Genomic DNA, 25,413 nt, shown 5'->3' with positions numbered 1-25,413 from the left:
ATCTGATGTTATGTTCTGTCAATAAATTACTGTTCATGCATACAGTAAGTTAGAATTTATTAACAATCCTAAATAAATCGGCGTCTCATTTATTAAGCAGTGTTACTTATGCGCAAAAGGTTGGGTGAAACTATATTTAAGATGAGCAAACGATGGATGGGAGCAGACTATGGAATTGCGTAATAAGCGTGGTGAAACGGCTCAACTTGCAGACAACCTGACTTTGAAAGAAGTCGTGGACATGGGTTTTTCAGTGGATATCTGTGATAAAGCGTTTGATCCGGAAGAGCACTGGCAAGCAGAAGGCAAAGAAAACAAGGTTAAAGGAGAGTTTCCTGAAAACTAGTAACGACAACAAAGCCAGCATATCGCTGGCTTTTGACTAGTGGTGAAATTGAAACGAGGTGAAGAAGTTCGATCAGAAAGCGTTAATCACTCGTTTCAAGACCTGTCATCATCAACAAATCTGCCGCAATGGCACCAGTAGAAATAGATAATCCAGCTAATATTACAACCACTGCATACTTGCATGCGAACAGTGATACAGCAATAGCATTTACTATGTTGTCCATACGTTTTACCCTCAATAATGTGTATGAGGGCATTTTATTGAATAAATAGCAGCTATTTTTTGATGTAAATTCGTATATTACGAATATTATTTTAGAAAATTACGAAAAAGTAGCACGTGATGTATTTTTACAATTGATTACACATTATTTTAATTTATATTGTTCGGTATAAAAAGGTAATAAGTCTAAAGTGGATATTTATCGTACTTTTAGTGATATTTATATTAACAGTCTGATATTGAAAGGAAATCAATTATCAATAGCGGCTAAATTATAAGTCTGAGGCCGTAATTCAATATTTGAATATCTAATGAAGCATTAAATATAGGCTAGACTTAATTACTGGCTCGTAGGAAATCTGGCAGTTTCAATGGAATGAAATTCACTTCTTTAAAGGTTCAGTTGGTATTAGCCATAGCTTTTGCATCAACATTGCTTTTTGCAATGGTGGGGCTTTATTCCCTCGGCAATAGCCTCCTTATTAAACGAACGCCAATCCTTGAAGCAACCGAGAAAATCAAAATTCACACTACGACCGCTCACCTTTGGTTTGAAGAGATCTTATCTGGTGATAATAATGTAGATATTAAAGCGGTGTGGGGGCACCTTGACAACGCTGATTGGTACATTGATGCCTTGCTAGATGGTGGAACAAATACTCAAGGGACATACTTTCCAGTCTACAATCAAATGCTGCGTGATCGGGTATTGTCAATAAAAGCCAAGAGTGCAGATTTCAGTAAAATAGAAAAAGTTAGGTATCAGAATGCCGATATGCCTTCAACTGATATTATTCTTGACGAGCAATCGGATAAAATATTTTTGGACTTAATTAAAGAAATAAATGAATTATCAAATGTAGTAAAAAATGATTACTACAAAAATACAATTAAATATCAATCCATTAGCTACCTGATTATAGGAATTGCGATCGCGGGAAGTATATTGTTGTTGTATGTTCTTTATATAAAACAGACAGCCTACCTGAGGTTATTCCGATCATTAAAATCGGCTAAAGAAGCGATAGAGCAAAAGAATGAAGACCTGCACAAACAGGCGCATTTTGATGCATTGACTGGATTACCAAATAGAGTGTTGCTTATCGATCGCTTAGAGCGAACTATTCAGCGAGCAAAACGATCATCCAACGCTTTTGCTGTTATTTTTATCGATCTGGACCATTTCAAAGAGGTCAATGATACCTTTGGTCATCATGCAGGTGATCTGTTGTTGCAGATGGTATCAAAAAGAATTCAGAGCACGATTCGTAGCGCAGACACAGCGGCGCGTATTAGTGGAGATGAGTTTATTGTTATTCTCGATGGTTTGCAGGACGCTGACGTTGCGATGCAGGCTTCCAGTAAAGTCGCAGGGCAATTAGTCCGTACGATTTCAAATGCCTACCGAATAGAAGAAAATACCGCATTGATTTCTGCCAGTATTGGTGTGGCAATATATCCAGAGGATTCAAAGTCAGCAGATGAGCTGATCAAGTGTTCAGATAATGCCATGTATTACGCTAAGTCATTGGGCAAGAATAATTTTCAGTTCTATTCAGGCGAGCTAAATCTTCGCTCGATTCGACATTCGGGAATTGAGAACGAGCTGAGAAGCGCAATTTTGAATGATGACTTTGTTGTACATTACCAACCAAGATGGTCATTCGATACATCAGAGCTTGTGGGTGTAGAGGCACTAGTAAGATGGAAGCACCCAGAGAGAGGTGTTATTCAGCCAGACGAGTTTCTTCCATTTGCAGAAACGGGTGGTGTGATCGATAAGATCGATTTAGCCGTAACCAACAAAGTCATTCAACAACTGGTTAAGTGGAAAGCAATCAGTTTCGAAGTTGGTTTCGTATCGATAAACCTTTCTAAATCGAGTTTTAAGCAGAAGTCTTTTATCTCTGACTTATGTAAGTTAATCAGTGAATCCGACATTGATCCTAGCCGGTTGGAAATTGAGGTGAAGGAACAGATTCTCGAGGATGACAAGTATATTCGGCATGTGTTTAGTCGTTTGAAAAGCTTAGGTGTTCGACTATCTCTGGATGATTATGGAACGGATACGGTTTCTATTAACAGTCTGAAGGACTACCAGTTTAATACGCTGAAAATAGATAGAAGCTATATTCACGAACAGGCAAAAAACCCAACTCTGGCTATTGTTCTGCAGAACATAATTAAGATGGCGGCGGATCTAGGTATTGAGGTTGTCGCGGAAGGAGTTGAAACGGAAGAACAGAAGAAACAGATGCAGGCATTTGGCTGTCGCTCTGGTCAAGGCTATGTCCTGACCAGACCTATGGACGCTGATTCTCTTGAATCGACCTTTTCTAAGCCGAAAAATAATGTGGTTCACCTTAGGCGGCGTTAAACAACTCGAGTAATCACAGGCGAACAAAAACACAAAATGCTACGAGTAGATTAAATTTTTATTATTGCATATACAAAATCACTCAATGATATATCATATGTATATACTTCAATTAAACTACTCGAAACTCAATGAACATAACAAATATTGATGGCAGTACCGTTGGTACCTTTGATGGTAAGGTTATAAAAAGTGTGGATGGTCATCAGTTATTTAAAATAAAGGACAACCATATCTACACAACAGAGTTCCCATCCAGACTGGTAGGAGAACTCGAGCAGGACGTTGCTTTAGATTTATGGGGCAACTATATGTTTAGCGTTTCCGATAAACCAGCTGGTTAGTCTAAAGAATAGTGACTTAGAAACATTGCTGCGCTTTCGTTCGCAAGCTTTGTCAGATCGCTCTCGCCAACACTACATTGCGTTCCCAAAAGAAGAGGCCAGAAACAGCTCCCTTTAAGAAGGTTGTGTAATTGGCTATTTGCAAATTCGAAGTCCATCTCCTTTAGCCTTCCGTCACTTACTGCGGCCTCTAGCCACTTATACAAAGCTGTTTCCCTCGCGGAGTACTTGACCATTTCTTTTTTTAGCGCTTCAGGGTTGTAGAAAAAATGCCCAAAAGCAACTCGGGACAACTCTATGTTTTCACGAGAAGAGATAATATTAGCTTCAGCCAACAGGATATCACTCAACTGAGCCTGGAGGGGGATATCTGAGTTATAGATTATGTCGATATCGATTGTCGCCTTTTGCCATAGCTCACTCAATATGTGCATTACCAGAACTTCTTTTGTTTCGAAGTGGTTGTAGACCGTTCTTTTCGAAACCTGTGCCATCTCAGATAGCTTATCCATGCTGGTTCCCTGAACGCCATATTCAGTAAATGCTTGTTTTGCTGCGCTTATTATCGCTTCTCGCTTAAGTTCACTTCTGGTCTTCTTAGACATTTCAATACCGCTATAACTTGTCGTTATTTTCATTTTACACTGAGGGGTTTACTTTTCAAATTTTAAATGTAAACTATTTAGTGTACTTTGAGTAAGAGTAAACGAATGAAAAAGTTAATCCTGTTAGGAGCATTTATTATGTCAGCTGCCATTGTTACTTCATGTGCTACGGATAAAGGTGCAGAACAAGCAAAAGGAAAATTTGTAAATACCGAGATCCGCTATGAGCCTTCAATGGGAAATATGTGGGACATCGCAAAGCAATATTTTGTCGTTAAGCGTGAAGCAGCGCAGCCGAATGGTGAGATCCCAGTCTATAAACTATCCAAAGAAGTTCTGGAGAGCCATTCTGAAGATGCGATCTACAGGCTCGGGCATTCGACTATTTTGATGAGACTTGGCGGCGAGTATGTTATGACTGACCCTGTGTTCAGTGACAGGGCGTCCCCGGTGCAATGGGCAGGGCCGAAACGCTTTCATCAGCCACCAATTTCGATTGATGAACTACCGGACATTAAAGTCGTTGTTATTAGCCATGACCACTACGATCACCTTGATAAAGCGGCCATTAAAAAGCTGGCAAATAAAGTAGAGCACTTCGTGACTCCTTTGAAAGTGGGTGACTATCTGATTGAGTGGGGAGTCGATAGCGACAAAGTAACCCAGCTCGACTGGTGGCAGGAAAAGCAGATCGATGACTTAAAACTGGTTGCCACACCTGCTCAGCATTTTTCTGGCAGAGGGCTGTTTAATCGTGATGAAACACTGTGGGCTAGTTGGGTAATTCAAAATGAGAACACCAACTTATTCTTTAGTGGTGATGGCGGTTACTTTGAAGGATTTAAGGAGATCGGTGAAAGATTTGGGCCATTCGATCTCACTATGGTGGAGTCCGGTGCATACAATGAACTATGGGCTGACATCCATATGCTTCCGGAACAAAGTGTTCAGGCACATATCGATCTAAAGGGTAAAGCTATGTTGCCTATTCACAATGGTACTTTCGACTTATCTATGCACGAATGGTACGACCCGTTTGAGGTTATTTCCGAAATTGCTTTGGAGCGAAATGTTCACCTTGTGACACCTAAGTTTGGTGAGTTGGTTTCGATAAAAGAGCCACAGGCAAGCTACGCCTGGTGGAGAGATGTTGAAGCTGAACTAAGTATGAAAGATCTGGTATTAGAAAAATAGCGGCAACTTAAGTCTACAAACACTGCTTTCGGCTACTGAAGTCTCAGTAGCCGTTTTTTATTCTGGCTTAAAGATCTGATCGTTCATGATGCCTACAATGGTTCGGTATACCAGCCAAATCAGCAGCAGCGTCACCAAAGCAAGTAAGATAATAGATAGTGATTGATAAAACAAATTAGGAAAGAAGCCTTTCATTTTCGCCGTTGCAGCGGTGAGTGCTGCTACCGGGAACGAATAGGCCCAGGACGAGATAAAAAAGGGCACTTTAATAAATCGGATAATGTTAGAAAACAGCACCATACTCATAAATAAAGCCGAGTAATAAAGCACCCTGGCAAATACATCCACTTCGCCAATAAGGTTTGTATAGGAAATAAATCCAACAGACGGTGGTGCCAAAAGAATAAACAGCATAGGTGTCATTCTTTCAGGTAAGGGCTCATGGAAAAACAGCCGATACATCACGATAGTCAGCAGCACGATCCAGAAAACAATCCCGATACTAAAGAAGAACCAGCTCACTTCGATGTAACCAAGGTGGCTGCCACCTAACGGAACAATGATGTTACCAACTACAGGAATAAACCAGCTAGGGTTGGCGTGAGCCAGATTATAGTGAGTATGATGTATCCAACTGCTGATTACATACACCGTCATACAGAGTTGAAGCGTCACGCCTATCAGCCATAACGTGTGGCTTAAAGCCAGGCTGGATTGCCAAACCGCAGAAAGCAAAAGAAAACTGATAGAGAATGCGGGGAAGAAGTTCAGTTTTACCGGGTGTTGTGTTTCTTTGATGACTGCTTGCGGATGCCGGATAATTTTAAAAGCATACACTGCGGTGATCGCAATCATAGCTAATGTCGCGATAGAACCAAACCACTGATAGGCATCCGGAGCAAAGTCTTGAGCACCTGCTTTCCAGGCCAATGTTAACCCACTCAAACCCATTACAATTGCAAAAAACGAAATAGGTAAGTAAACCAGTTTTGGCTGTTCAGTTTCACCCTCAGGACCCAAAAAACTCATAATTCCTCTCTAACAAAATATATATTAGTTATTTCTAAATAATAAGCCAGCTTGATATTTTAGTAAATGCTAAATTAATACATTGCTTAACTGAGACAGGTAACGTCTGTCACAGATGATAATAGTAGAACAGGTAGCTAATAATCAGCGTTACAACAAGAATTACCAGAGCAAGTAGATTCGATGCAAAGGTGACTGGCGGAAATGTACTGCCTTCCTGGATGCCAGTGAACATCGCTTTTACCAATGGTTTTGACTTCAGTTTGTAGACAAGGATGGCGAGAACATGCAGTACCGAGAATGCGATTAGTACTTTAAACAGATTCTCATGCACCAAAACGAAGACATCGAATAACTCTTCAGTTAGCCAGAGTTCCGAGTTCGGTAATGGGTCAAGCATGCCGGCCAAAGCTAATCCAGTAAAGCATTGTGCTAGCAAAAGAGCAACCAAGGCCAGAACCATAAGAGCGCCAGCTGGATTATGCCCCGGAGCCTCTGGGTAGTTTCCTTTCAGATACTGAATAACAACGCGTGGTGACTTTAAGAACTGAGAGAATCGGCTGGTCTCACTGCCAACAAATCCCCAGGTGATACGCCATAATAATAGGGAGAATAACAGTAGCCCTGCTATAACATGAGGCCCTTCTTCGGTAATCCCTGACACGATCAGTCCGATAAAAAGTACCAATTGTACCCAGTGGTATAAACGAGTAGGCAGGTCCCATACTTTCATAGCGATTTCCAATAGCTGACGTTACGTAAATTTTTGTAAACAATATCTTAATTGTGACTACATAATTTACATTACCATAAACTTTGTGTAACTATATTTATGATGTGAGCAAATAACAATCAGTCAGTTAATGGCATCATGGAGGAAGACATTGTGAAAAAACTACTAGTAAGCCTGTTAATTCCCTTTTCAATGACCAGCTTCGCTGCCGATTTTACGAAGGAGATCGAAGCGAGACAAGATGGATTTCAAATAGTTAAAGACAACGTTGAAATGGCTGGTGAGATGTTTGAAAGTGGAGCGATAGACTGGGCTTTACTTGCAACATATGGAAAGAATCTTTCAAACGCCTCAGGTTCGTTAAAAAACTTTTTTCCGGAAGGTAGTCAGGAAGGCAGTAACGCAAAATCTGCGGTTTGGAAAAGTAACGATAAGTTTATGATGGGCCTGGATAAACTAAATACAAGCTTTGAGCAGTTTTACGCAGCAGCTCAGAATCAGGACAAAGGCGCTGCTATGGCAGCATTTGATGAAGCTACTGGCACATGTAAAGCATGCCATCGTAAATTCCGAGTGAAAAAATAGACTGCTCTATATTCTCAAACAATATCAGTTATATAAAACGCCTCTAACCTTGATGTGGTTAAGAGGCGTTTTTTAATTTGGTATATGTTACATTCAAACAAAGTCAATAAATTAGCAGGAAGCGTATGACTGAGCCAAACAACAAAACAAGTACTATTCTGGATTGTATTCGTACCGTAGGTAGAGGAGAAAGAGGCAGAAAGCCACTAACATTCGACCAGGCATATCAGGTTATGGATGAATACCTGGATGGGGCTATAGGCGACGATCAGATGGCTATGCTGATGATGCTTATTCGTGTACAAAACGAAACCCACGATGAGATCGCTGGATTTGTAAAAGCTTTTCAGAACCGAGTGCCACAGATTGGAGCCGATATAGATTGGCCTTGTTATGCGGGTAAACGCCAGAGTGCAGGCCAGCCATGGCACCTGATTTCAGCGCGGCTACTGGCCGATAATGGCTATAAGGTTCTTTTGCATGGTTATTATGATAAGCAAAGTGGCCGGGATCATGCAGAAAACTATCTGGAAGAGCTCTCTATTCCCATTGCTAAAGATGCAACCGAAGCCAAAGCACTGTTAGATTCGGGGAATATTGCTTACTTACCTTTATCAAACTTTGCGCCTCAGGCGGTTACTATGCTCGGTTGGAAGAATAGGTATGGTTTAAGAACACCGATTAATACTGTTGTTCGAGCGCTTAATCCCGGAGATGCTAAGTATGGTTTACGTGGTAGCTTTCACCCTGGCTTTCAACAGTTACATGCAGAAGTGGAGCAGAGTGTCGGAAAAACCAGTCATGCCGTGATTTCTTTTAAAGGTGCGTCAGGAGAATCTGAGTACAATCCAAAAGTCAGTCAGACTGTATGGCGAAGTGATAGTGAAGGCGTCACTTCTCACTACTGGGCAGAGATGATGCTGTCTGATATCCCGCTACCAAAAAATACGCCAATGAAGACTAAACCGGAAGATAAGGTTTTGATGGCGAATACTGTTGTATCGACAACCGCGGCTGTGTTGTATACAGAAACAAACAACAGAGACAAAGCGTTTGAAAAAGCCTTCAAGTTTTGGAAAGCTTGGGTAGCTTGATACTCACTCCTAAATAATCAATGTATCAATATATCAATGTTGTCATTTGACAACATTGAACATTTAAATATGAACCATTTTGCTCATTTCGTTCCATAAATGCTCACATTTCAACATAAAATTTAAAGCGTTCTACCGCCTGGTGATGTTTGCTTATCTTTATTAATTTGCTGTTAAGTAGTTGTTGTTGCTGAATAACAAATAGCATACAGAACTTTACGAATCTGAAACCTTGCTTGTGCCAACTTGTAAGAAATCAAACTCTCAACAAGAAAGATAAATAATTTGTTGCATAAATATACTGCCCATGTTGTATTTGCCAAATAAATAACACAAATCAGATTGTCAATATTGATTTGTGTAATAAAAAATCCAGAAAAGCTCAACATCGATAAATAATTGGTTGGTAGGTAATAAATATGACAGAGCAGCGTTCTTTATCCATACGGGTAAAGCTATTCTTACTGTTGACAATAAGCGCCGTATTAGTCGGTGGTGTCGTAGCAAGTTTGAGCTTTACAAAAATTAATCAAATCTCTGAAGAAAGTAGTCTTTCTAAACTTGTGGACAGCAACAGGGAGATAACGTCTTCTGTTAATGCTTATGCAAACTCGATAAAAACATCTCTAAACTTTTCAGTAAAAGTTTACGATGAAAGTAAGTCTTATGCTGAACAGGGAGAGTTTTTTAAATCTTTGAACTCCAGTACCAACTCGATAGTGTCTTACGCTGGTCTGGTTGGTATAGGAATAGCGAATATAACCGGTGAGTTGATTCCACTGGACAAACTGGATATCACAAAAAGGGAGTGGTATCAGTGTGTTATGAATACACGAAGCTTCTGTATCACGACACCGTATAAATCTATAAATGGCAACATGGTTATTGCATGGGCGCATCCTATCGAACGTAATGGTCAGATCATTGGCATGTTGAACGTAAACAAAGAAATGAATGACCTTTCTGAGTTAGTAATCGGTACTATTCATGACTCTGCATACCATACATCGGCTTTCCGAAAAGATGGATTCATTATCGGCAGTAGTACCAAAGAAGATGTGGGTCAAAACCTCTTTGAGTTAACGGGTAGTTCAGAATCTGAGCTTAAGTCTCGCCTAAACCAAATTGTTTTAGTTGACGGATTTTATACCTATATCACTTTTGCTGAAGACGCAGAACTCTATGTGGGCGTTCGAGTTCCGGAAGCTTATATTAGAGAAGCAGCAACAAGTGCAGCGTTTACATCTGTTATTGCGGCGGTGATTGTGATTGTCATTACTCTACTGTTTGCAACTATCTTCCTTAGACGAGCCTTTGGCCTGCCATTAGCGCAAATGACAAAAGTGGCTCAGAGCATTTCATCTGGCAACCTGAACAATGAGATAGATTTAAGCAAGTACAAAAATGATGAAATTGGTACGCTTGCCCGATCATTCTCTGACATGCAAAAGTCTCTGAGCGAGACTGTGCATTTGCTTAACCACTCTGCTGAAGAATTAGAAAGCGCATCTGGCCTGGTGGTTGGTGCGTCTCAGCAAAATTCTTCGAGCATGCAAAGTCAGCAGCATGAACTATCAGCACTCGTCGCTTCGATGGAGCAGATGCAAGCGAGTGTTAACGAAATTGCAGAAAGTGCCGCCGAGACTCAGTCTGTTACTCAGGGAGTAACAGAAGTTTCTCAACAGTCCTACTCTTTGGTGGAGAAAACGATCGAATCGATTCGTTCGGTAGAAGCTGAAAATGAAAGCATAAAGGGTAAAATAGAAGCACTGAAAGGTGATAGCGCGAAGATCAGTACTATCCTGGACGTAATTGTCGGTATCTCTGAGCAGACTAACTTGTTGGCTTTGAACGCAGCAATTGAAGCAGCAAGGGCAGGGGAACATGGTCGTGGCTTTGCGGTTGTTGCAGACGAAGTTCGAAATCTGGCGCAAAAGACTCAGGTTTCTTCTGAAGAGATCAACACAATGATCAAAACTATTCAGGAACGCAGTGATGACCTCACCAATGCGATTGAGGGTAGTGCGAACATAATAAGTCGTACTGTAGAGATGTCGGATCAGGTTGGCCAGTCAATAGGGCAGGTGAACGAATCAATTCAGAATACCTACAATATGAATGCTCAGATAGCCAGTGCGGCAGAAGAGCAGAATATTGTTACGCGAGAACTGAATAACAACATTACCGCGATTAACGATTCTTCTATGGCTGTAACAAGCGAATCAGAACAGACGGTGGAAACTGCATCGTCACTTAATGACGTTACCACTAGGCTGACAGAGCTAACCAGACGATTTAACGTGAGCGCATAGCGTTTTCTTACTGGGTCGCTGTTTTTGCTGTGACCCTTTATCCCCTCCATATTCTTCTTTTCTAATTGGTTTACCGACCAATATCAAGTTGATACTATGCGGCGCTATAAGCCTTTAGTAGTTTCGAAAAATATTATATGAACAGTATTAGCAGCGGTGAAATACATACAGATTCTGATGGCAGTTCCATCAAGTTGCATCAGGTCACCCTAGAAATAGAAGGGAAGAAAATTCTGAATGGAATGTCTTTCGAAACAGGGGTTAAGCGTCTTGGTGTTATTGGACGAAACGGCTCGGGGAAATCGACGTTATCAAGAGCGCTGTCTGGGTTGATCGAAGTGAAATCTGGCTTGCTTGAAGTTGCGGGTATTAACCCATACAAAGATCGAAAAGCGGCATTACAGGAAATTGGCCTGTTGTTCCAGAATCCTGACCACCAAATAATCTTTCCTACCGTACTTGAAGAAGTCGTGTTTGGACTTCGCCAGTCAGGACAAAAAAAGCCGAAGCAGAAAAAAATGCACTGGACATTCTGACTACCTTTGGCAAAGAGCACTGGAAGAATGTTCACACGTCTACTTTGTCTCAGGGGCAAAAGCATTTAGTATGCCTTATGGCTGTTGTAGCAATGAAGCCCAACCTGATTATCCTCGACGAACCTTTTGCCGGGCTTGATATCCCAACCAAAAAGCAGCTGCAGCGGTATCTGGATAAGTTTCCAGGTAGTCTGATTCATATCAGCCATGACCCTGCAGATTTAAACGCTTACGAGCAACTATTGTGGATTGAAGCCGGAGAGGTGGCTGCATTGGGAGATCCCGATGAAGTATTACCAATGTATTTAGAAGAAATGCATAAAATTGGAGACAGTGATGATATCTCTAACCTCTCCCATTGAGACAAGGGCTCATCATTGGAAGGCAGGATATAAACTCTGCGCTCTATGCCTGACAACTCTTGGGCTATTTTTTGTTGAGAATCCGGCTTTTCACGGCGTGTTCTTAGCTGTAGTTATTTCGCTCTACGCTCTACCAGGGAAGGTATTTTTTAGAACTGGCTTGCGCCACCTGAGTGTTCTTTGGCCATTTATTGCAATTGTCGCTGTCTGGCACCTGTGGACTTTAGAATTAGAGCAAGGAGCTGTCATTATTTTGCGTCTGTTATCCACCGTTGCTTTAGCGAATCTGGTAACGATGACGACTCGATTGTCTGACATGATTGATGTTGTTCGTTTTCTGGCTACCCCTTTTCAACGACTCGGGCTCAATACACGAGCTTTAGAGCTTTCCATTGCTCTGGTTATCAGAATGACTCCTGTTTTGATTTCTAAGGGGCAAAACCTTTCATGGGCCTGGCGCGCACGCTCAAATCGTCGTTCAGGCTGGCGAATTATATTACCTTTTACGGTTCTTGCTCTGGATGATGCAGACCATGTTGCTGAAGCGCTTCGTGCTCGCGGTGGCATTAATACTATGGAGAATAAATAGATGGAAAAAAATGTTGCTTATGCCGCTTTGTTTGCTGCTTTGATTGCTGCGCTTGGGTTGATTCCGAAAATAACACTGGCATTTGGGGTTCCAATCACTGCTCAGAGCATGGGTGTGATGCTATGTGGAACGATATTGGGCGGTAGGCGTGGTGGTTTGGCAGTGTTGCTTTTCTTGCTGCTGGTTGCTATCGGACTACCGTTATTGTCTGGTGGACGAGGTGGCTTAGGCCTGTTTTTTTCTGCTGGCGGTGGCTTCCTGATTGGATGGCCTGTATCGGCATTTATTACCGGGTTAATCGTTGAAAAGTGGCGTAGTGGTTCTCTTGCTGTTGTCGCTACAGTCGCTTCAGTTATTGGCTGTATTATTGTTATGTACATGTTTGGTATTGCTGGTATGGCAATCGTGCTTGAGAAAACACTGCTTGAATCAGCGGCTCTTGTAACGGTGTTTATACCTGGCGATATTATTAAAGCTGTGATTGCTGGCGTTCTGACTGCTGCTATCGGCCGAGCTCGTCCAGCAAGCCTGCTATCCAGAGCTGGTTAACTTGTACTGGGATAAAGAGATGGAAGAAGTTTACTTTGCTGGTGGATGTCTTTGGGGCGTTCAGGAGTTTATGCGCCATTTACCAGGCGTTATCTCTACTGAAGCAGGTAGAGCGAATGGCTCATCAAATACAACCAAAGGTGAGTATGACGGCTATGCAGAATGTGTACGCACGCAGTTTGATCCAGAGCAAGTTTCTCTGGATCGCCTGATGGATTACTTCTTTGAGATCATCGACCCCTATAGCGTAAATAAGCAGGGAGAAGATGTCGGAGAGAAGTACAGAACCGGTGTTTATAGCGCTCAGAAAAAGCACCTGGAGACCGCGAAAGCGTATATATCCAGAAGGAGTGACGCGGACAAAATTGCTGTGGAAGTGCTGCCTTTGCGTAACTACGTTAAGAGCGATGATGAGCATCAGGACCGCTTAACACTTCATCCCAATGACTACTGTCATATTCCACTAGATATTCTTCATAAATATAAGTGCTAGCTTATCTATGTATTTGGCTTTGTAGTTGTGTTCCATAAATGATTTAATATCATTTCTAATGATCATAATCGATAAATTGTTTTGATTTGGTTTCGAGTTTGAGTATATTGGTCGTCATTGAGAACACATTGTTTTGATGATTAACGAAACTTTATTTGAGATAAAATTATGAAAAAAACTCTACTAGCTTCACTACTGTCAGTAATTGCTCTAAATGCTAATGCAGAACTTATCCAACACACTGATCAAATCGGTGAGGTTCAATTTACAGGTTCTACTTATGAGCTTGGTAAGCACGTAGGTGAAGTGGCTGGCGATCAGGTTGAAAATGCTATCGAGCGCTTCAGCGACACTCTAGGTCAAATGCTTCCTGGGCTGAGCGCAGAGTCTCTATCCAAGTCTTTCGATGAGCAGAAAGTGTTCACGAAACTTGAAAAAGCAAGCCCAGAATCAGCTTTACATCCGTGGTCTTGCTGACCAACTAAACACAAATCCTAACTTGCTTCTGGCGGTAGCGATGTCTGACGAAGCTATCCTTGAATCTCAGCGCAACGGTGGCATGGGTTTCCTGCAGGCTGAAAAGCCAGCACATGATCCAAGTGCTCCAGCTAAGTGTACTTCTATGTCTGTTGCGGCTGTTGGCGACAAAGCATGGGCTGCATCTAACTTCGACTACATGGGCGTGAATTACACTGGTCTGTTAATGCTTAAGCACACAGACACAGATGGTAAAACTCGCTTGATCCAGACTTGGGCTGGACTAATCCCTTACGGTGGTGTGACAAAAGGCGCTCAGGTTATGACTATGAATACTATGGCTGACCAGGGTACTCTGCGTGAAAAAGACGGTGGCGAGATCCTAAGTGATACTGCGACTCCTTCTTTCTACCTAAGCTGGGATGTATACAACACCGAAGATTACGCTGGTATCAAGTCTGTATTCGATAAGTACCCAGAGTACACGGCGTTCTTCACATACACTGTAGCTTCTGCTAACCAGCCTGCGATGAACATCGAGAACACTTACGGCGGTAAAGTTAATTACTCTGAAGGTGAGTATAAAGCACACGCTAACCACTCTATCTACAGTGAGCCAGCAAGCTTTGTTGACGAAGCATTCGCAGCACATTCTCTTGCTCGCCAAGACGCAGTTAGCAAGTTCATGGCGAACGCAACAGTGGATACTCCAGAGTCAGAAGTACGTGAGCTTCTTCAAAGCAAACCACTTTGGAAAGGTCGTGGTGAGATGATGGGTACAGTAACAAACACTTACTACAAAGTAGATGGCAAGAAAGTTGACGTATACTTCCAGACTGACAACGAGCACGCACCAGTACACATGACTAACTACTAAGCCATAGTTAGACACAAAAAACGTTAAAGCCAGAGGTGATTTGCCTCTGGCTTTTTTCTTAATTGGCTTTATTCATAATTCACTATGATCATCACATGTGCATCAACATCTTTAGAGTTGATGTAGGTGTGAGTATCTTTAGAGTCAAACGTTAACGAACTGCCTGACGTTAAAACGTAGCTTTTACCACTCACTACCATCTCTAGTTCACCATCGGTAACAAATAACTGCTCGGTGGTGCTCGTTTTATGACTGTTTGGGTCGGAGTAGTTGCATCCTGGTTTAAAAGTGCCATAGAACACTTCGTATCCGCTAGTTGGGGAGAATGGAAAGACACTGTGGATGATAAATTGATTGTTATCATCCGTTAGTGGGATCATGTCGTCGATGTGTTTTACATCGTAAGTTTTGTTTGAGTTATCCAGCAGGGTTTCCAGCTTGATTTTCAAACCATTAGCAATTTTCCATATCGTTGCGATAGTCGGCATCGACTCGGAACGCTCAATCTGGCTGAGCATGGTTTTACTTACCCCTGTGCGTGAAGAAACTTCACTCAGGCTAAGACCCATTTTATTTCGTATATTTTTGAGTTTTTCGCCCAATGCTGAAAAATCTTCCATAATATTTACCCGGCATAATTCGTACAGCGTTCAATATAGTGAACGTTTGTATTTACTTCAAAGCTTCCAAATGAAGTGGCGTTGTTTTCTACTCGAGCTTTAATTATTCGACAAAAACAATACCTCAACAGGGTAAAAATTCACCTTATCAATAAAAAGATGTGATCCGTGATATTGATCATTTTGTCCGCTATGACGTACAATCCGTTCGTCATATGGATACGCTGTACGTAATAGGGAACGAAAAAACTAACCATGGTGAAGCAAACATGAAAAAAACATTAGTAATTCTGTTGATTGGTCTGGCAATTGGCTGGGTTACGCTCGGCGGCACACAAGTAATAATGCACACGACCTCAGATACCGAGTTCTGCCTTTCCTGTCACTCTATGCAGATACCCTATGAGGAATATCAGGGCTCTAAACATTTCTCGAATGCGAAAGGTATTAGGGCTGAGTGTTCCGATTGCCATATCCCTAAAGATCCAATTGATTATGTCTGGACTAAAGTTCGTGCTTCGAAAGATATTTATCACGAGTTTGTGACGGGCAAGATCGATACAGAAGATAAGTTCGAAGAGCACCGTATGGCAATGGCTCAAACAGTGTGGGATCAGATGAAATCGAACGACTCTGCTACATGTCGCTCTTGTCATGATTTTGGTGCAATGGATACCTACGAGCAATCAGATAACGCAGTAAAAATGCATGAGTACGGAAAAGAGAATGGCCTAACCTGTATTGATTGCCATAAAGGTGTTGCTCACTTCCCGCCAGTTGCAGAGATGGATTCAGAAGCATACGACAACCTGAAGGCAGAAGCTGAAAACACATCAGAATCAGCGAAGCATGTTTACACGGTAAGCAGTGCTGAAATGGGTGAACTTGGTCGTATTAATCCAGCGGTAGCGCTTGATGTGATAAGTGCAAATGGTAACGAACGTCAGGTTCTTCTCAATGGTTATCAGATGCAAGGTGCCGAGCAGGTTCTCTACATGGGAGAAGGGCAGCGTTCAATTATCGCATCGCTGACTGAGGCGGGTCAGAGTGCACTGAAAGTTGGTGAGTTCAAAGAAGATGAATACGGAAACAAATGGCGTAGCGCTGAACTTACTGCAACGATAGACGCTCCGGTATTACCGTCTTCGGATCCCCTATGGGCTTATGCAGAAGAGCTGGACAATGTTTATTGCTCTGCTTGTCATGCAAAGATTTCGGCTTCCCATTTTACGGTTAACGCCTGGGGGCCGGTAGCAAAAGGTATGGGAGACCGTACTGATATCTCTGAACTTGATTTAGAAATCCTAACGAAATACTTCCAGAACCATGCGAAAGATATCGCTGGAGCTGCTCACTAATTTTGATTATTAAAACAAAAGGAACAATACTATGGACAATATTACTCGCCGTAGTTTTCTGAAAGGTACAGGTGCCACAGCAGGTGCATTGGCGATTTCCTCGCTCGTTCCTATGAGCGTAAACGCGAAGACAAAAGGAAAGGGTGTGCTTACTGCCTCTCGCATGGGACCGTTGTATGCGGTTGTTAAAGATGGAAAGCTGATTTCGACAGAAGGTGCACTTCCAAAGACGGTACCAAATAGCCTGCAGCTCACTGGTCCGGATCAGGTTCATACTAAAGCGCGTATCAAGTACCCAATGGTACGTAAAAGCTATCTGGAGAATCCTGAAAATCCAGCTAAACCGCGTGGCAAGGATGAGTATGTACGTGTTTCTTGGGATGAAGCGCTTAAGCTTATCCACGATCAGCATATGCGTATTCGAGGTAAGTACGGTGACGAATCTGTATTTGCCGGTTCTTATGGTTGGCGTTCTTCTGGTGTCCTTCATAAAGGACGCGAATTACTTCGTCGCTATATGAGCCTGGCTGGTGGTTACACAAGTCACCTGGGCGACTACTCGACAGGTGCTTCTCAGATCATCATGCCTCACGTAATGGGTTCGATTGAAGTATACGAGCAGCAGACTACGCATCCTGTTGTTATGGAAAATTCAGACGTTGTTGTTCTTTGGGGCATGAACCCGATGAACACCCTTCGTATCGCGTGGACGTCTACAGAAAACTCAGGCATTGAGTTCTTCCATCAGCTTAAGAAGTCGGGCAAAACATTAATCTGTATCGATCCAATGCGCTCTGAAACCATCGATTTCTTCGGTGATGCAGCACAGTGGATTGCACCTCACCCATATACAGATACTGCGATGATGATGGGCATTGCGTACTCACTTGTTGAACGCAACAAACACGATAAAGCGTTCCTGGATAAGTACACTGTTGGTTATGACAAGTTCGAAGAATATTTGTTAGGTAAAACTGATGGCACTCCAAAAACTCCAGCGTGGGCGGAATCGATCTGTGGTGTACCTGCGAAACAGATGGAAGTGCTGGCGGATATCTTTAGTGCCAACCGCACTATGTTGATGTCTGGTTGGTCGATGCAGCGTCAGCAAAACGGTGAGCAGCGCCACTGGATGTTGGCAACGCTTGCGGCAATGCTTGGTCAGATTGGTCTGCCGGGTGGTGGTTTCGGTCTTTCTTATCATTACTCAAATGGCGGTAATCCAACTCGAGATGGTGGTGTGCTTCCTGCAATGGGAGCGACGGTTGGTAAGTCTGCTAAATCGGGTGCTCGTTCAGAGTCAAAAGAAGCCGTAAACGCTGTTCCAGCTGCTCGTATTATTGAAGCCATTGAAAATCCGGGCATGAAGTACATGCACAATGGTCATGAAATGACGTTCCCTAATCTGAAGCTAGTATGGTGGACTGGTGGTGGTAACTTTACCCATCATCAGGATACCAACCGCCTGATTAAAGCATGGCAGACACTAGAGCTTTCCGTAGTATCGGAAATCTACTGGACAGCGGCAGCGAAACACGCGGATGTGGTTCTTCCTATTACCACTTCGTTCGAGCGTAACGACCTCACCATGACTGGTGATTACTCGAAGCAGCATATTGTACCAATGCCGAAAGTGGTAGAACCTCAGTTCGAAGCATTGAATGACTTTGAAGTATTCGCTCGTATGTCTGAACTTCTGATGCCAGGCAAGGGTCGCGCTATCTTTACTGAAGATAAAGAAGAGATGGATTGGCTGAAGTACTTTTACGACGAAGCGGCGAAAGGCGCAAAACGTGCCCGTGTACGTATGCCTAAGTTCCAGCAGTTCTGGGAGAAGAATGAACTGATCGAGATGAAGCCGAACAAGAAGAACGCTAAGTTTGTTCGCCACGAGAAGTTCCGTAAAGATCCGGTAATGAATCCGCTGGGTACGCCTTCAGGTAAGATTGAGATCTACTCGAAAACTATCGAAGGCTTTGGTCTAGAAGATTGTCCTCCACACCCAACCTGGATGGTACCGGGAGAGTGGGCAGGTAACGCGAAGAAAGATGAGCTAACACTGATTACTTCACACTCGGCACACCGTCTGCATAGCCAGTTTAACTACGCAAAACTGCGTGATGAGTATGCTATTGCAAACCGTGAACCGATAACTATTAATACCGAAGATGCGAAGGCTCGTGGTATTAAACATGGCGATTTGGTCCGTGCTTACAACGACCGTGGTCAGATTCTGGTTGGTGCTCAGGTTACTGATGGTATTAAACCAGGAACAGTATGTGTGCACGAAGGCGCATGGCCAGATATGGATGAAAAAGGACTTTGTCGTAACGGTGGACCAAACGTTCTGACTCGCGATATCCCGGCATCACGCTTGTCCAATGGTTGTGCAGCAAACTCTTCTCTGGTTCGTATTGAGAAATACACTGGTGAAGCGCCAAAACTAATGGCGTTTACACCACCTAAAAATGCTTAATGGCTAGCTGAGATTTTCTCAGGTGTTTCAAGGGAGCGAAAGCTCCCTTTTTTTGTTCGGCTTATATCTTACGTTAGAATTTTCCCCATTCTGTCTAGTGACACACTAGAGCTTCTATTTGTTAAATACTCAAAAATGACAAATTTGTCATACTTGTTGCGAGTCTTGAGCTTCCAATGACATACTTTCAGTATTGGTCAGAGGATTGAGCTCTATGAACATTTTACTTGTTGAAGATGAACAGAAAATCGCAGATTTTGTGTGCGAAGGTTTGCGTGCAAAAAATATGAGTGTTACTCACTGTGCTGATGGCAATCAGGGCTATGAGGTTGCATGCCAAAACAACCATGATGCAATTGTCCTCGATATCATGCTCCCGGGGCGTGACGGGTTGGATATCCTTCGCTCTCTTCGCCAATCAGGTATTGATACTCCGGTTATCTTGCTTACCGCTCGTAATGAACTGGGTGATCGAGTGCAGGGGCTCGAATTGGGAGCCGATGATTACCTGGCAAAGCCATTCTATGTCGAAGAGTTAATTGCCCGAATCCATGCGTTGCTAAGGCGGCGTGAAGGTACTCAGCAACATGTGGTTAAGGTAGGTTCACTGCAACTGGATTGTATTAGTCGAAGTCTCAATTGTAATGAACAATCTATAGAGCTCACTAGCCGGGAATTTACTCTGCTAGAGTATCTGATGCGTTCTCCGAATCAGGTTTTTACCCGAGGGCAGCTTTTAGAGCACGTGTGGGGATATGATTTTGATCCTTGTACTAATGTTGTCGATGTTTGCATCAAACGAATTCGCCGTAAGATGGCTTCTTTGGAGAGCGCCGGAAAAATGGTTGGTGCAATTGAGTCTGTCCGTGGCACGGGTTATCGATTGAGTCCCCGGTAAGGTAATCCTATGTCTTTTCTCACCCGTATTTTTTCCATATCAATTTTTACTGTCTGTGTGGTGCTCTCTATAGTGATCACTTTAGGCTGGTCTCGCATTATGAAGGTAGAGCATGAGCACCTTGATTTTCGCCTCTGTATGGAAGCAAAACGAATGGTGCCGCGACAAGGTCTGGATAAGTTTGAACTCGTAGGCAACCGTCCGATTAATGACCTGGTAGATAAGCTTCGTATCAGTTCTCCCAGCCAGCTGATGCTGCTGGTTCAATCTAGTGACAGTGACATCCTGATGAAATCGGATGGCTCTGAACCTCAGCGACTGATAAATAAATTTGAACGAAGTGATAACGATACAGCTGCATTAGCATCAAAAGATGATAATCAACCCAGTCGTCGCTGTGAGTTTATCTCCTTCGAACATGATAGTAGTGAGTGGCGGGCCAGTTATTTTTCAGCCCCTGAAGCAGAAAGCCTTGTTGCTGTCGATGTAGAAGCAACAACCAGCGAATTGAGAGAAACTCTACAAACTGCGCTTATCTTTGTCATTCCCTTCTCCTTGCTACTCAGTATTCTGGGTGCATGGTTTATTGCGACCAATACCATCAGGCCGATAGATCGACTGCAAAAGTCGATGAGTAAAGTGACACAAAAAGATCTGAGCCACCGTCTGCCTGAGTATAAAGAAGACAAAGAGTTCAAGGTGTTAATCGACGCATACAACACAATGCTGGATCGACTTGAAGAGAGCTTTCAGCAAACCTCGCGTTTTACCGCAGATGCCGCTCATGAACTGAAAACACCGCTTACTGTTCTGAGAGGGAAACTTGAACAGGCGGTTATTACTGAAGACTCATCTCAAGTTGACCTCAATGCCATTTTGGATGAAGTCGGTCATTTGTCTGCAATCACTCGCAAACTGCTGCTCCTGTCACAGGCTGATGCCGGTTCTATGGCGCTTCACCTCGAAGCAATAAACTTGACTGAGTTGCTAGAAGAACTTACTGCCGATATGGAGTTATTCTCGGAAGAGTTGGTACTGGAATGCTCGATTGAACAGGGATTAATTCTTAAGGCAGATACCGTTTTGTTGAGGCAATTGTTTAATAACCTTCTGACTAATGCAATGCGTTATAGCCTTCAAGAGAAAGGCGTCACCATTAGCGCCAACCGAAGTGATTCCGCCATAGAGGTGGTGATAAGCAACTTTTGTCAACCAATGTCAGAACAGGTCAGAGAGCAACTTTTCGAACGATTCTATCGTGGCGAATTGGAGCACACCCAAGGTATATCCGGTAGCGGTTTGGGGTTAGGTCTGGCTCGTGAAATTGCCCGGGCTCATGGCGGTGACCTCATTCTGGAACCTAGCCAGGCAGATATCGTAACTATGCGGTTATTTCTTCCAATCGTTAAATGACAGCATTGTCATACATAGCCAGCTCCTAATCGATAGACTGAAAGTAACTCACCAGATAGTTATTATTTATCGATAAGGAGATTGAGCTTATGAACGCCAATATCATGGTTCCCGTTGTAAGTTTGATGTTATTGACTCCAATGGTAACTCAGGCCAACGAGTCCCTTACGCTGACCAGCACAGCATTTACAGATGGCGGTGAATATCCGGTTCAGTTTACCTGCGAAGGTGAGAGTATCTCACCACCTTTAAGTTGGAGCGGTTTACCTGACGGTGCACGGTCATTGGTTGTCATTATGGATCATAAGCCAGGTCCCAAACCAAAACCGAAGGACAGAAAGGAACACAAGCCAGAGCCTTCCAGCAATGCAGTAAACACACCACCACCTCCGCCACCAAAACCAAATGAGCCGGATGGCCTTCATTGGTACTGGACTATGTACAACATTCCTGTGGATGTTTCGGGTACACCAGCCGGGAAATCTGTGGGAGTAGCTGGCAGCAATGGTGTTAACCATCAAAATGAATATGCTCCACCATGTTCCAGAGGCCCAGGCCCAAAAGACTATACCTTTCATCTCTATGCGCTTTCTGAGCCATTAGTTTTGGCACAAACGGACAACGTTTCTGAAGCCACTCTAAGGGAAAAAATGCAAGGTGTGGTATTAGCTTCTGACTCACTAACAGTCAGCTTCGAAAGAAAACAGAGAGTCTTAAATGATAAAAAGCATTAAAAATACATTAATAGCCTGTCTTATTCTTGGCGGTGTCGCTGCAGGTTTTGGTTATAACTCTACGTTTGCTAAGCAGGCTCAACCCCAACTGGTCACCGACTTTGTTAGGCGTGGCAATATTGAAAGTGTTGTGTTGACAAACGGGGTGTTATATCCGTCAAAGCTGGTTAGTGTTGGTGCCCAGATTTCTGGGTTGATAGAAAAATTGGATGTACAGCTAGGCGATGAAATTGAGCAGGGTGATTCCATTGCACAAATCGACAGTTTGGCGCAACAAAACACCCTGAAGGAAGCAGAGGCTTCCCTCAAGAGTATCAATGCCCAATACCGTGCGAAGCAGGCTCAAATTAAAGGAGCTCTGTCTGAATTTAAACGAAAGAAACAAATGCTGGCAGATGGTGCCACTTCTCAGTCGGAATATGATACCGCTGAGTCAACACTGGCGGTCTATCGTGCCGAGCTGGAACAGCTGAGCGCGGAAAAGGAGAAGTCGCTTATTAGCGTAGACGATGCCAAGCTAGATCTTAGTTATACCACCATTAATTCACCGATTGATGGCACCGTGATTTATGTCTCGGTTGAAGAGGGGCAGACGGTTAACAACAACCAAGGCACACCAAGCATTATTGAACTCGCTCAGTTGGATGTGATGACCGTAAAAGCACAGGTTTCGGAAGCAGATATCATCAACATAAGAGCCGGACAAGAAGTCTATTTCACCATTTTGGGGTCTACTGGAAAGAAATTTCGTGGAACCTTGCGTGCCATTGAACCTGGGCCGACATTGCTTACTGGTGACGACAGTGATCTGAAAATCGGTGACGATGAAGCTATCTATTTTAATGCACTGTTTGATGTAGAAAACCCGGATAAGTTACTGCGCATAGGAATGACCGCTCAGGTATCTATTGTTCTTGAAAGCGCAGAAAACACACTGCTTGTGCCTTCGCAGATACTCACTCAGAAACCCGGCCCAGCCACCGCTTATCAGGTTCCGGTGAAAAGTGGTGAACAGGTTGAGTACCGTGATGTTGAGGTTGGGATCAACAACAAAATATACGCTCAGGTACTGTCTGGGTTAAACGATGGTGACGAGATTGTCCTTAGTCAATCAATGAACAAAGAAGTGTCAGGCTCAGGGTTTTCCTTAAGCGGTTCGAGTGGTTTACCAAGACAAGGTGGGCCGGGCGGGGGTGGACCTGGTCTGGGAAAAGGTATGAGGTGATGGCATGAGTGAGACACTATTGAGAGTCGAGAGCGTCACCCGATCTTTTGCCGCTGGAGAGCAGGAGTTAACGGTTCTAAAAGATATCGATCTTGAAATACAACGTGGAGAGCTGGTGGCAATTATCGGCGCGTCCGGTTCTGGTAAATCAACCCTTATGAATATCCTCGGCTGCCTGGATAAGCCAAGTAGTGGTCGTTATTTCATCAACGGTCAAGATACTTCCTCTATGAGTGAGGATGAGCTAGCCGCACTGAGGCGTGAGCACTTCGGGTTTATTTTCCAGCGTTACCATTTGTTGGGTGATTTAACCGCTGTCGGAAATGTAGAGGTTCCGGCCCTATATGCCAATGAAGACAAAAGTTCTAGGCAGGAAAAAGCAATAAAGCTGCTAACTCGTCTTGGGCTGGAAGACCGGTTAGACCATAAACCAAGCCAGCTCAGTGGTGGGCAACAACAGCGTGTCAGTGTCGCGCGAGCACTGGTTAATGGTGGTGATGTCATTCTTGCTGATGAACCTACAGGTGCGTTAGATAGTAGCAGTGGCGAAGAAATGATGAAGCTGATTCAGGAGCTTCATCACGATGGGCACACGATTATTTTAGTGACACACGACCCACATGTCGCGAGCTTTGCTGACCGTATCATCGAGGTGAAAGATGGTGAAATCATTGGTGACAAGAAGAACTGTGCGAAAGCGGCTAGTCATTCGGATGCTGATTCTAGAAGTTTCGACAGAGGAATCAAACACTCGTCGTGGAATTAATTGGAACCGTTATTTTGAAGCTTTGAAGATGGCATTGGTGGCGATGTCTAATCACCGCCTGCGTACATTTCTGACCATGCTTGGCATCATCATTGGTATTGCTTCTGTAGTATCTGTAGTCGCCCTTGGTACAGGATCGCAGCAAGCAATTCTGGATAATATCGCTTCTATGGGGACCAACACCATCGAGATAAAACCCGGAACCGGACGCGGAGATCGCCGTTCAGGTCGGGTTCGAACGCTTACTGCTGAAGATGCCAACGCGCTTAAGACGCTCCCTTTTGTTGATAGTGTGACGCCAACTGTCCGGGCGAATGTTGCTATCCGTTATGCCAGTGAAACCGTATCGGGCTCTGTTCAGGGGGTTGGTACAGAGTACTTCCGGGTTCGGGGTTACACCTTAGCCGAAGGTCAGTACTTTGGTGAGGAGAGTGTCGATTCGCTTGAGCAGGTTGCTATTATCGATGCAAACACCAAAGAAGAGCTTTTTTCTGACGGTGAAGCATTAGGCAGTGTTATTTTCCTTGGCCGCCTGCCAGTTAGAGTCATCGGGGTCACTGACCCGATTGAAAGTGTGTCTGATAACAGTGAAGAACTGAATATCTGGCTACCTTACACAACAGTGTCCGGGCGTATTTTTAGGCAAAACTACGTGAGCGATATTACGGTAAGAATTGAGGATAATGTCTCCAGTGATGCCGCCGAACAAGGGATTATCAGTCTTCTAACAATGCGTCACGGTATCGTCGATTTTTTTACCATTAACACAGATACCGTGCGTAAAAGCATAGAGAAAACATCCGAGACAATGACATTGCTTATCTCTGCTATCGCTTTTATTTCACTGGTCGTAGGCGGCATTGGCGTGATGAACATCATGCTGGTTTCGGTGACAGAGCGAACCAGGGAGATCGGTATTCGGATGGCGGTTGGTGCTAGGCAGACGGATATTATGCGTCAGTTTTTAATTGAGGCGGTTTTGGTCTGTTTTTGTGGTGGAGCCATGGGTATCGCACTTGCTTACTTTGTCGGTATGGTCTTTACCTACACAAACTCTGAGTTTCAGATGATCTACTCCGCTTCTTCTATCGTTGCAGCTTTTGCCTGTTCTACATTAATTGGTGTGCTGTTTGGTTATCTTCCTGCACGAAATGCCGCAAAGTTAAACCCTGTTGATGCGCTTTCCAGAGACTAGG

The 25,413-nt window shown here is 43.5% G+C and carries 25 protein-coding genes and 2 pseudogenes; 22 read left to right on the top strand and 5 right to left on the bottom strand.

Translation table 11 applies throughout. From position 1 onward, the window contains the following. Positions 1-169 precede the first annotated feature (169 nt). On the top strand, positions 170-346 hold the full coding sequence (locus P7F88_RS21615) for a hypothetical protein (protein WP_277828167.1): 177 nt from the start codon (positions 170-172) through the stop codon (positions 344-346). An 82-nt stretch (positions 347-428) separates the two neighbouring features. Here the strand turns inward: P7F88_RS21615 and P7F88_RS21610 are convergent, their stop codons facing one another. After that, on the bottom strand, positions 429-572 hold the full coding sequence (locus P7F88_RS21610) for a hypothetical protein (RefSeq protein ID WP_277828165.1): 144 nt from the start codon (positions 570-572) through the stop codon (positions 429-431). Between the two features lie 375 nt (positions 573-947). On the opposite strand from P7F88_RS21610, the gene P7F88_RS21605 reads away from it, so the two are divergent. Both P7F88_RS21605 and P7F88_RS21600 read left to right on the top strand, forming a co-directional pair. Further along, entirely contained in the window at positions 948-2,948 is a 2,001-nt protein-coding gene (locus P7F88_RS21605; protein WP_277828163.1) for a putative bifunctional diguanylate cyclase/phosphodiesterase, read from the top strand. A 131-nt stretch (positions 2,949-3,079) separates the two neighbouring features. Beyond that, complete coding sequence (locus tag P7F88_RS21600; RefSeq protein WP_277828161.1) at positions 3,080-3,292, top strand: hypothetical protein; 213 nt, start codon at positions 3,080-3,082, stop codon at positions 3,290-3,292. On the opposite strand, the gene P7F88_RS21595 is transcribed toward P7F88_RS21600, so the two are convergent. Next, on the bottom strand, positions 3,289-3,897 hold the full coding sequence (locus P7F88_RS21595; protein ID WP_338405574.1) for a TetR/AcrR family transcriptional regulator C-terminal domain-containing protein: 609 nt from the start codon (positions 3,895-3,897) through the stop codon (positions 3,289-3,291). The two genes, P7F88_RS21600 and P7F88_RS21595, sit on opposite strands and share 4 nt — an antisense overlap. A 138-nt stretch (positions 3,898-4,035) precedes the next feature. On the opposite strand from P7F88_RS21595, the gene P7F88_RS21590 reads away from it, so the two are divergent. Next, positions 4,036-5,091: an MBL fold metallo-hydrolase gene (locus P7F88_RS21590; RefSeq protein ID WP_277829249.1), complete on the top strand. Its 1,056-nt coding sequence runs from the start codon at positions 4,036-4,038 to the stop codon at positions 5,089-5,091. Positions 5,092-5,148: 57 nt separating this feature from the next. On the opposite strand, the gene P7F88_RS21585 is transcribed toward P7F88_RS21590, so the two are convergent. Both P7F88_RS21585 and P7F88_RS21580 read right to left on the bottom strand, forming a co-directional pair. Continuing rightward, entirely contained in the window at positions 5,149-6,120 is a 972-nt protein-coding gene (locus P7F88_RS21585) for an SLAC1 anion channel family protein (protein WP_277828159.1), read from the bottom strand. A 109-nt stretch (positions 6,121-6,229) separates the two neighbouring features. Further along, on the bottom strand, positions 6,230-6,853 hold the full coding sequence (locus P7F88_RS21580; protein ID WP_277828157.1) for a cytochrome b/b6 domain-containing protein: 624 nt from the start codon (positions 6,851-6,853) through the stop codon (positions 6,230-6,232). A gap of 153 nt (positions 6,854-7,006) precedes the next feature. On the opposite strand from P7F88_RS21580, the gene P7F88_RS21575 reads away from it, so the two are divergent. The 11 genes and pseudogenes from P7F88_RS21575 to P7F88_RS21530 all read left to right on the top strand — a co-directional run bounded on the left by P7F88_RS21575 (position 7,007) and on the right by P7F88_RS21530 (position 14,727). Continuing rightward, on the top strand, positions 7,007-7,438 hold the full coding sequence (locus P7F88_RS21575; protein WP_277828155.1) for a c-type cytochrome: 432 nt from the start codon (positions 7,007-7,009) through the stop codon (positions 7,436-7,438). A gap of 125 nt (positions 7,439-7,563) precedes the next feature. Beyond that, positions 7,564-8,532: a glycosyl transferase family protein gene (locus P7F88_RS21570; RefSeq protein WP_277828153.1), complete on the top strand. Its 969-nt coding sequence runs from the start codon at positions 7,564-7,566 to the stop codon at positions 8,530-8,532. Positions 8,533-8,951: 419 nt separating this feature from the next. Then, the gene (locus P7F88_RS21565) at positions 8,952-10,844 is read left to right on the top strand and encodes a methyl-accepting chemotaxis protein (protein WP_277828151.1); all 1,893 of its coding nucleotides are present in this window, start codon (positions 8,952-8,954) and stop codon (positions 10,842-10,844) included. A gap of 137 nt (positions 10,845-10,981) precedes the next feature. Further along, complete coding sequence (locus tag P7F88_RS21560; RefSeq protein WP_277828149.1) at positions 10,982-11,380, top strand: ATP-binding cassette domain-containing protein; 399 nt, start codon at positions 10,982-10,984, stop codon at positions 11,378-11,380. Then, positions 11,368-11,451: pseudogene (locus P7F88_RS26535) on the top strand (energy-coupling factor ABC transporter ATP-binding protein); the annotation flags it as partial. The gene P7F88_RS21560 and the pseudogene P7F88_RS26535, both read left to right, overlap by 13 nt. A gap of 6 nt (positions 11,452-11,457) precedes the next feature. Beyond that, entirely contained in the window at positions 11,458-11,742 is a 285-nt protein-coding gene (locus tag P7F88_RS21555) for an ATP-binding cassette domain-containing protein (protein ID WP_277828147.1), read from the top strand. Next, positions 11,717-12,331: an energy-coupling factor transporter transmembrane component T family protein gene (locus P7F88_RS21550; protein ID WP_277828145.1), complete on the top strand. Its 615-nt coding sequence runs from the start codon at positions 11,717-11,719 to the stop codon at positions 12,329-12,331. Before P7F88_RS21555 ends, P7F88_RS21550 begins: the two co-directional genes overlap by 26 nt. Next, positions 12,332-12,880, top strand: coding sequence for a biotin transporter BioY (locus tag P7F88_RS21545; protein WP_277828143.1), 549 nt, complete (start codon positions 12,332-12,334; stop codon positions 12,878-12,880). A gap of 19 nt (positions 12,881-12,899) precedes the next feature. Then, on the top strand, positions 12,900-13,373 hold the full coding sequence (locus tag P7F88_RS21540) for a peptide-methionine (S)-S-oxide reductase (RefSeq protein ID WP_277828141.1): 474 nt from the start codon (positions 12,900-12,902) through the stop codon (positions 13,371-13,373). A gap of 168 nt (positions 13,374-13,541) precedes the next feature. Further along, positions 13,542-13,850, top strand: coding sequence for a hypothetical protein (locus tag P7F88_RS21535; protein ID WP_277828139.1), 309 nt, complete (start codon positions 13,542-13,544; stop codon positions 13,848-13,850). Beyond that, positions 13,804-14,727, top strand: coding sequence for a C45 family peptidase (locus P7F88_RS21530; RefSeq protein ID WP_277828137.1), 924 nt, complete (start codon positions 13,804-13,806; stop codon positions 14,725-14,727). The genes P7F88_RS21535 and P7F88_RS21530 overlap by 47 nt, the downstream gene beginning before the upstream one ends. Before the next feature lie 68 nt (positions 14,728-14,795). Here P7F88_RS21530 and P7F88_RS21525 read toward each other — a convergent pair whose 3' ends face one another. Next, positions 14,796-15,347: a helix-turn-helix domain-containing protein gene (locus P7F88_RS21525; RefSeq protein ID WP_277828136.1), complete on the bottom strand. Its 552-nt coding sequence runs from the start codon at positions 15,345-15,347 to the stop codon at positions 14,796-14,798. A gap of 269 nt (positions 15,348-15,616) precedes the next feature. Here P7F88_RS21525 and P7F88_RS21520 point away from each other — a divergent pair, with 269 nt between their 5' ends. The 7 genes and pseudogenes from P7F88_RS21520 (at position 15,617) to P7F88_RS21490 (ending at position 25,412) form a co-directional block, all read left to right on the top strand. Then, entirely contained in the window at positions 15,617-16,705 is a 1,089-nt protein-coding gene (locus P7F88_RS21520; RefSeq protein WP_277828134.1) for a NapC/NirT family cytochrome c, read from the top strand. A 31-nt stretch (positions 16,706-16,736) separates the two neighbouring features. After that, complete coding sequence (locus P7F88_RS21515) at positions 16,737-19,181, top strand: molybdopterin guanine dinucleotide-containing S/N-oxide reductase (RefSeq protein ID WP_277828132.1); 2,445 nt, start codon at positions 16,737-16,739, stop codon at positions 19,179-19,181. A gap of 214 nt (positions 19,182-19,395) precedes the next feature. Further along, positions 19,396-20,079, top strand: a complete 684-nt coding sequence (locus P7F88_RS21510; protein ID WP_277828130.1) for a response regulator transcription factor — start codon at positions 19,396-19,398, stop codon at positions 20,077-20,079. Between the two features lie 9 nt (positions 20,080-20,088). Next, complete coding sequence (locus tag P7F88_RS21505; RefSeq protein ID WP_277828128.1) at positions 20,089-21,492, top strand: ATP-binding protein; 1,404 nt, start codon at positions 20,089-20,091, stop codon at positions 21,490-21,492. Positions 21,493-21,581: 89 nt separating this feature from the next. After that, positions 21,582-22,226, top strand: coding sequence for a YbhB/YbcL family Raf kinase inhibitor-like protein (locus P7F88_RS21500; RefSeq protein ID WP_277828126.1), 645 nt, complete (start codon positions 21,582-21,584; stop codon positions 22,224-22,226). After that, positions 22,213-23,451: an efflux RND transporter periplasmic adaptor subunit gene (locus P7F88_RS21495; protein ID WP_422128578.1), complete on the top strand. Its 1,239-nt coding sequence runs from the start codon at positions 22,213-22,215 to the stop codon at positions 23,449-23,451. Before P7F88_RS21500 ends, P7F88_RS21495 begins: the two co-directional genes overlap by 14 nt. 4 nt (positions 23,452-23,455) lie before the next feature. After that, positions 23,456-25,412 (top strand): annotated as a pseudogene (locus P7F88_RS21490) (MacB family efflux pump subunit). The last annotated feature ends 1 nt before the right edge of the window (position 25,413 follow it).

Source organism: Vibrio hannami (assembly GCF_029589055.1).
In the GTDB taxonomy this organism is placed as follows: Bacteria; Pseudomonadota; Gammaproteobacteria; order Enterobacterales; family Vibrionaceae; genus Vibrio; species Vibrio hannami.
This window is presented reverse-complemented; position numbering and strand designations above follow the sequence as displayed.

Excerpts from the sequence above, each read along its gene's own strand:
- P7F88_RS21520 (WP_277828134.1), top strand. The coding sequence starts at position 15,617 with ATGAAAAAAACATTAGTAATTCTGTTGATTGGTCTGGCAATTGGCTGG.
- P7F88_RS21535 (WP_277828139.1), top strand. The coding sequence starts at position 13,542 with ATGAAAAAAACTCTACTAGCTTCACTACTGTCAGTAATTGCTCTAAAT.
- P7F88_RS21595 (WP_338405574.1), bottom strand. The coding sequence starts at position 3,897 with ATGTCTAAGAAGACCAGAAGTGAACTTAAGCGAGAAGCGATAATAAGC.
- P7F88_RS21560 (WP_277828149.1), top strand. The coding sequence starts at position 10,982 with ATGAACAGTATTAGCAGCGGTGAAATACATACAGATTCTGATGGCAGT.
- P7F88_RS21565 (WP_277828151.1), top strand. The coding sequence starts at position 8,952 with ATGACAGAGCAGCGTTCTTTATCCATACGGGTAAAGCTATTCTTACTG.
- P7F88_RS21615 (WP_277828167.1), top strand. The coding sequence starts at position 170 with ATGGAATTGCGTAATAAGCGTGGTGAAACGGCTCAACTTGCAGACAAC.
- P7F88_RS21605 (WP_277828163.1), top strand. The coding sequence starts at position 948 with ATGAAATTCACTTCTTTAAAGGTTCAGTTGGTATTAGCCATAGCTTTT.
- P7F88_RS21585 (WP_277828159.1), bottom strand. The coding sequence starts at position 6,120 with ATGAGTTTTTTGGGTCCTGAGGGTGAAACTGAACAGCCAAAACTGGTT.
- P7F88_RS21600 (WP_277828161.1), top strand. The coding sequence starts at position 3,080 with ATGAACATAACAAATATTGATGGCAGTACCGTTGGTACCTTTGATGGT.
- P7F88_RS21545 (WP_277828143.1), top strand. The coding sequence starts at position 12,332 with ATGGAAAAAAATGTTGCTTATGCCGCTTTGTTTGCTGCTTTGATTGCT.
- P7F88_RS21590 (WP_277829249.1), top strand. The coding sequence starts at position 4,036 with ATGTCAGCTGCCATTGTTACTTCATGTGCTACGGATAAAGGTGCAGAA.
- P7F88_RS21550 (WP_277828145.1), top strand. The coding sequence starts at position 11,717 with ATGATATCTCTAACCTCTCCCATTGAGACAAGGGCTCATCATTGGAAG.
- P7F88_RS21515 (WP_277828132.1), top strand. The coding sequence starts at position 16,737 with ATGGACAATATTACTCGCCGTAGTTTTCTGAAAGGTACAGGTGCCACA.
- P7F88_RS21505 (WP_277828128.1), top strand. The coding sequence starts at position 20,089 with ATGTCTTTTCTCACCCGTATTTTTTCCATATCAATTTTTACTGTCTGT.
- P7F88_RS21510 (WP_277828130.1), top strand. The coding sequence starts at position 19,396 with ATGAACATTTTACTTGTTGAAGATGAACAGAAAATCGCAGATTTTGTG.
- P7F88_RS21555 (WP_277828147.1), top strand. The coding sequence starts at position 11,458 with ATGGCTGTTGTAGCAATGAAGCCCAACCTGATTATCCTCGACGAACCT.
- P7F88_RS21580 (WP_277828157.1), bottom strand. The coding sequence starts at position 6,853 with ATGAAAGTATGGGACCTGCCTACTCGTTTATACCACTGGGTACAATTG.
- P7F88_RS21570 (WP_277828153.1), top strand. The coding sequence starts at position 7,564 with ATGACTGAGCCAAACAACAAAACAAGTACTATTCTGGATTGTATTCGT.
- P7F88_RS21525 (WP_277828136.1), bottom strand. The coding sequence starts at position 15,347 with ATGGAAGATTTTTCAGCATTGGGCGAAAAACTCAAAAATATACGAAAT.
- P7F88_RS21500 (WP_277828126.1), top strand. The coding sequence starts at position 21,582 with ATGAACGCCAATATCATGGTTCCCGTTGTAAGTTTGATGTTATTGACT.
- P7F88_RS21610 (WP_277828165.1), bottom strand. The coding sequence starts at position 572 with ATGGACAACATAGTAAATGCTATTGCTGTATCACTGTTCGCATGCAAG.
- P7F88_RS21540 (WP_277828141.1), top strand. The coding sequence starts at position 12,900 with ATGGAAGAAGTTTACTTTGCTGGTGGATGTCTTTGGGGCGTTCAGGAG.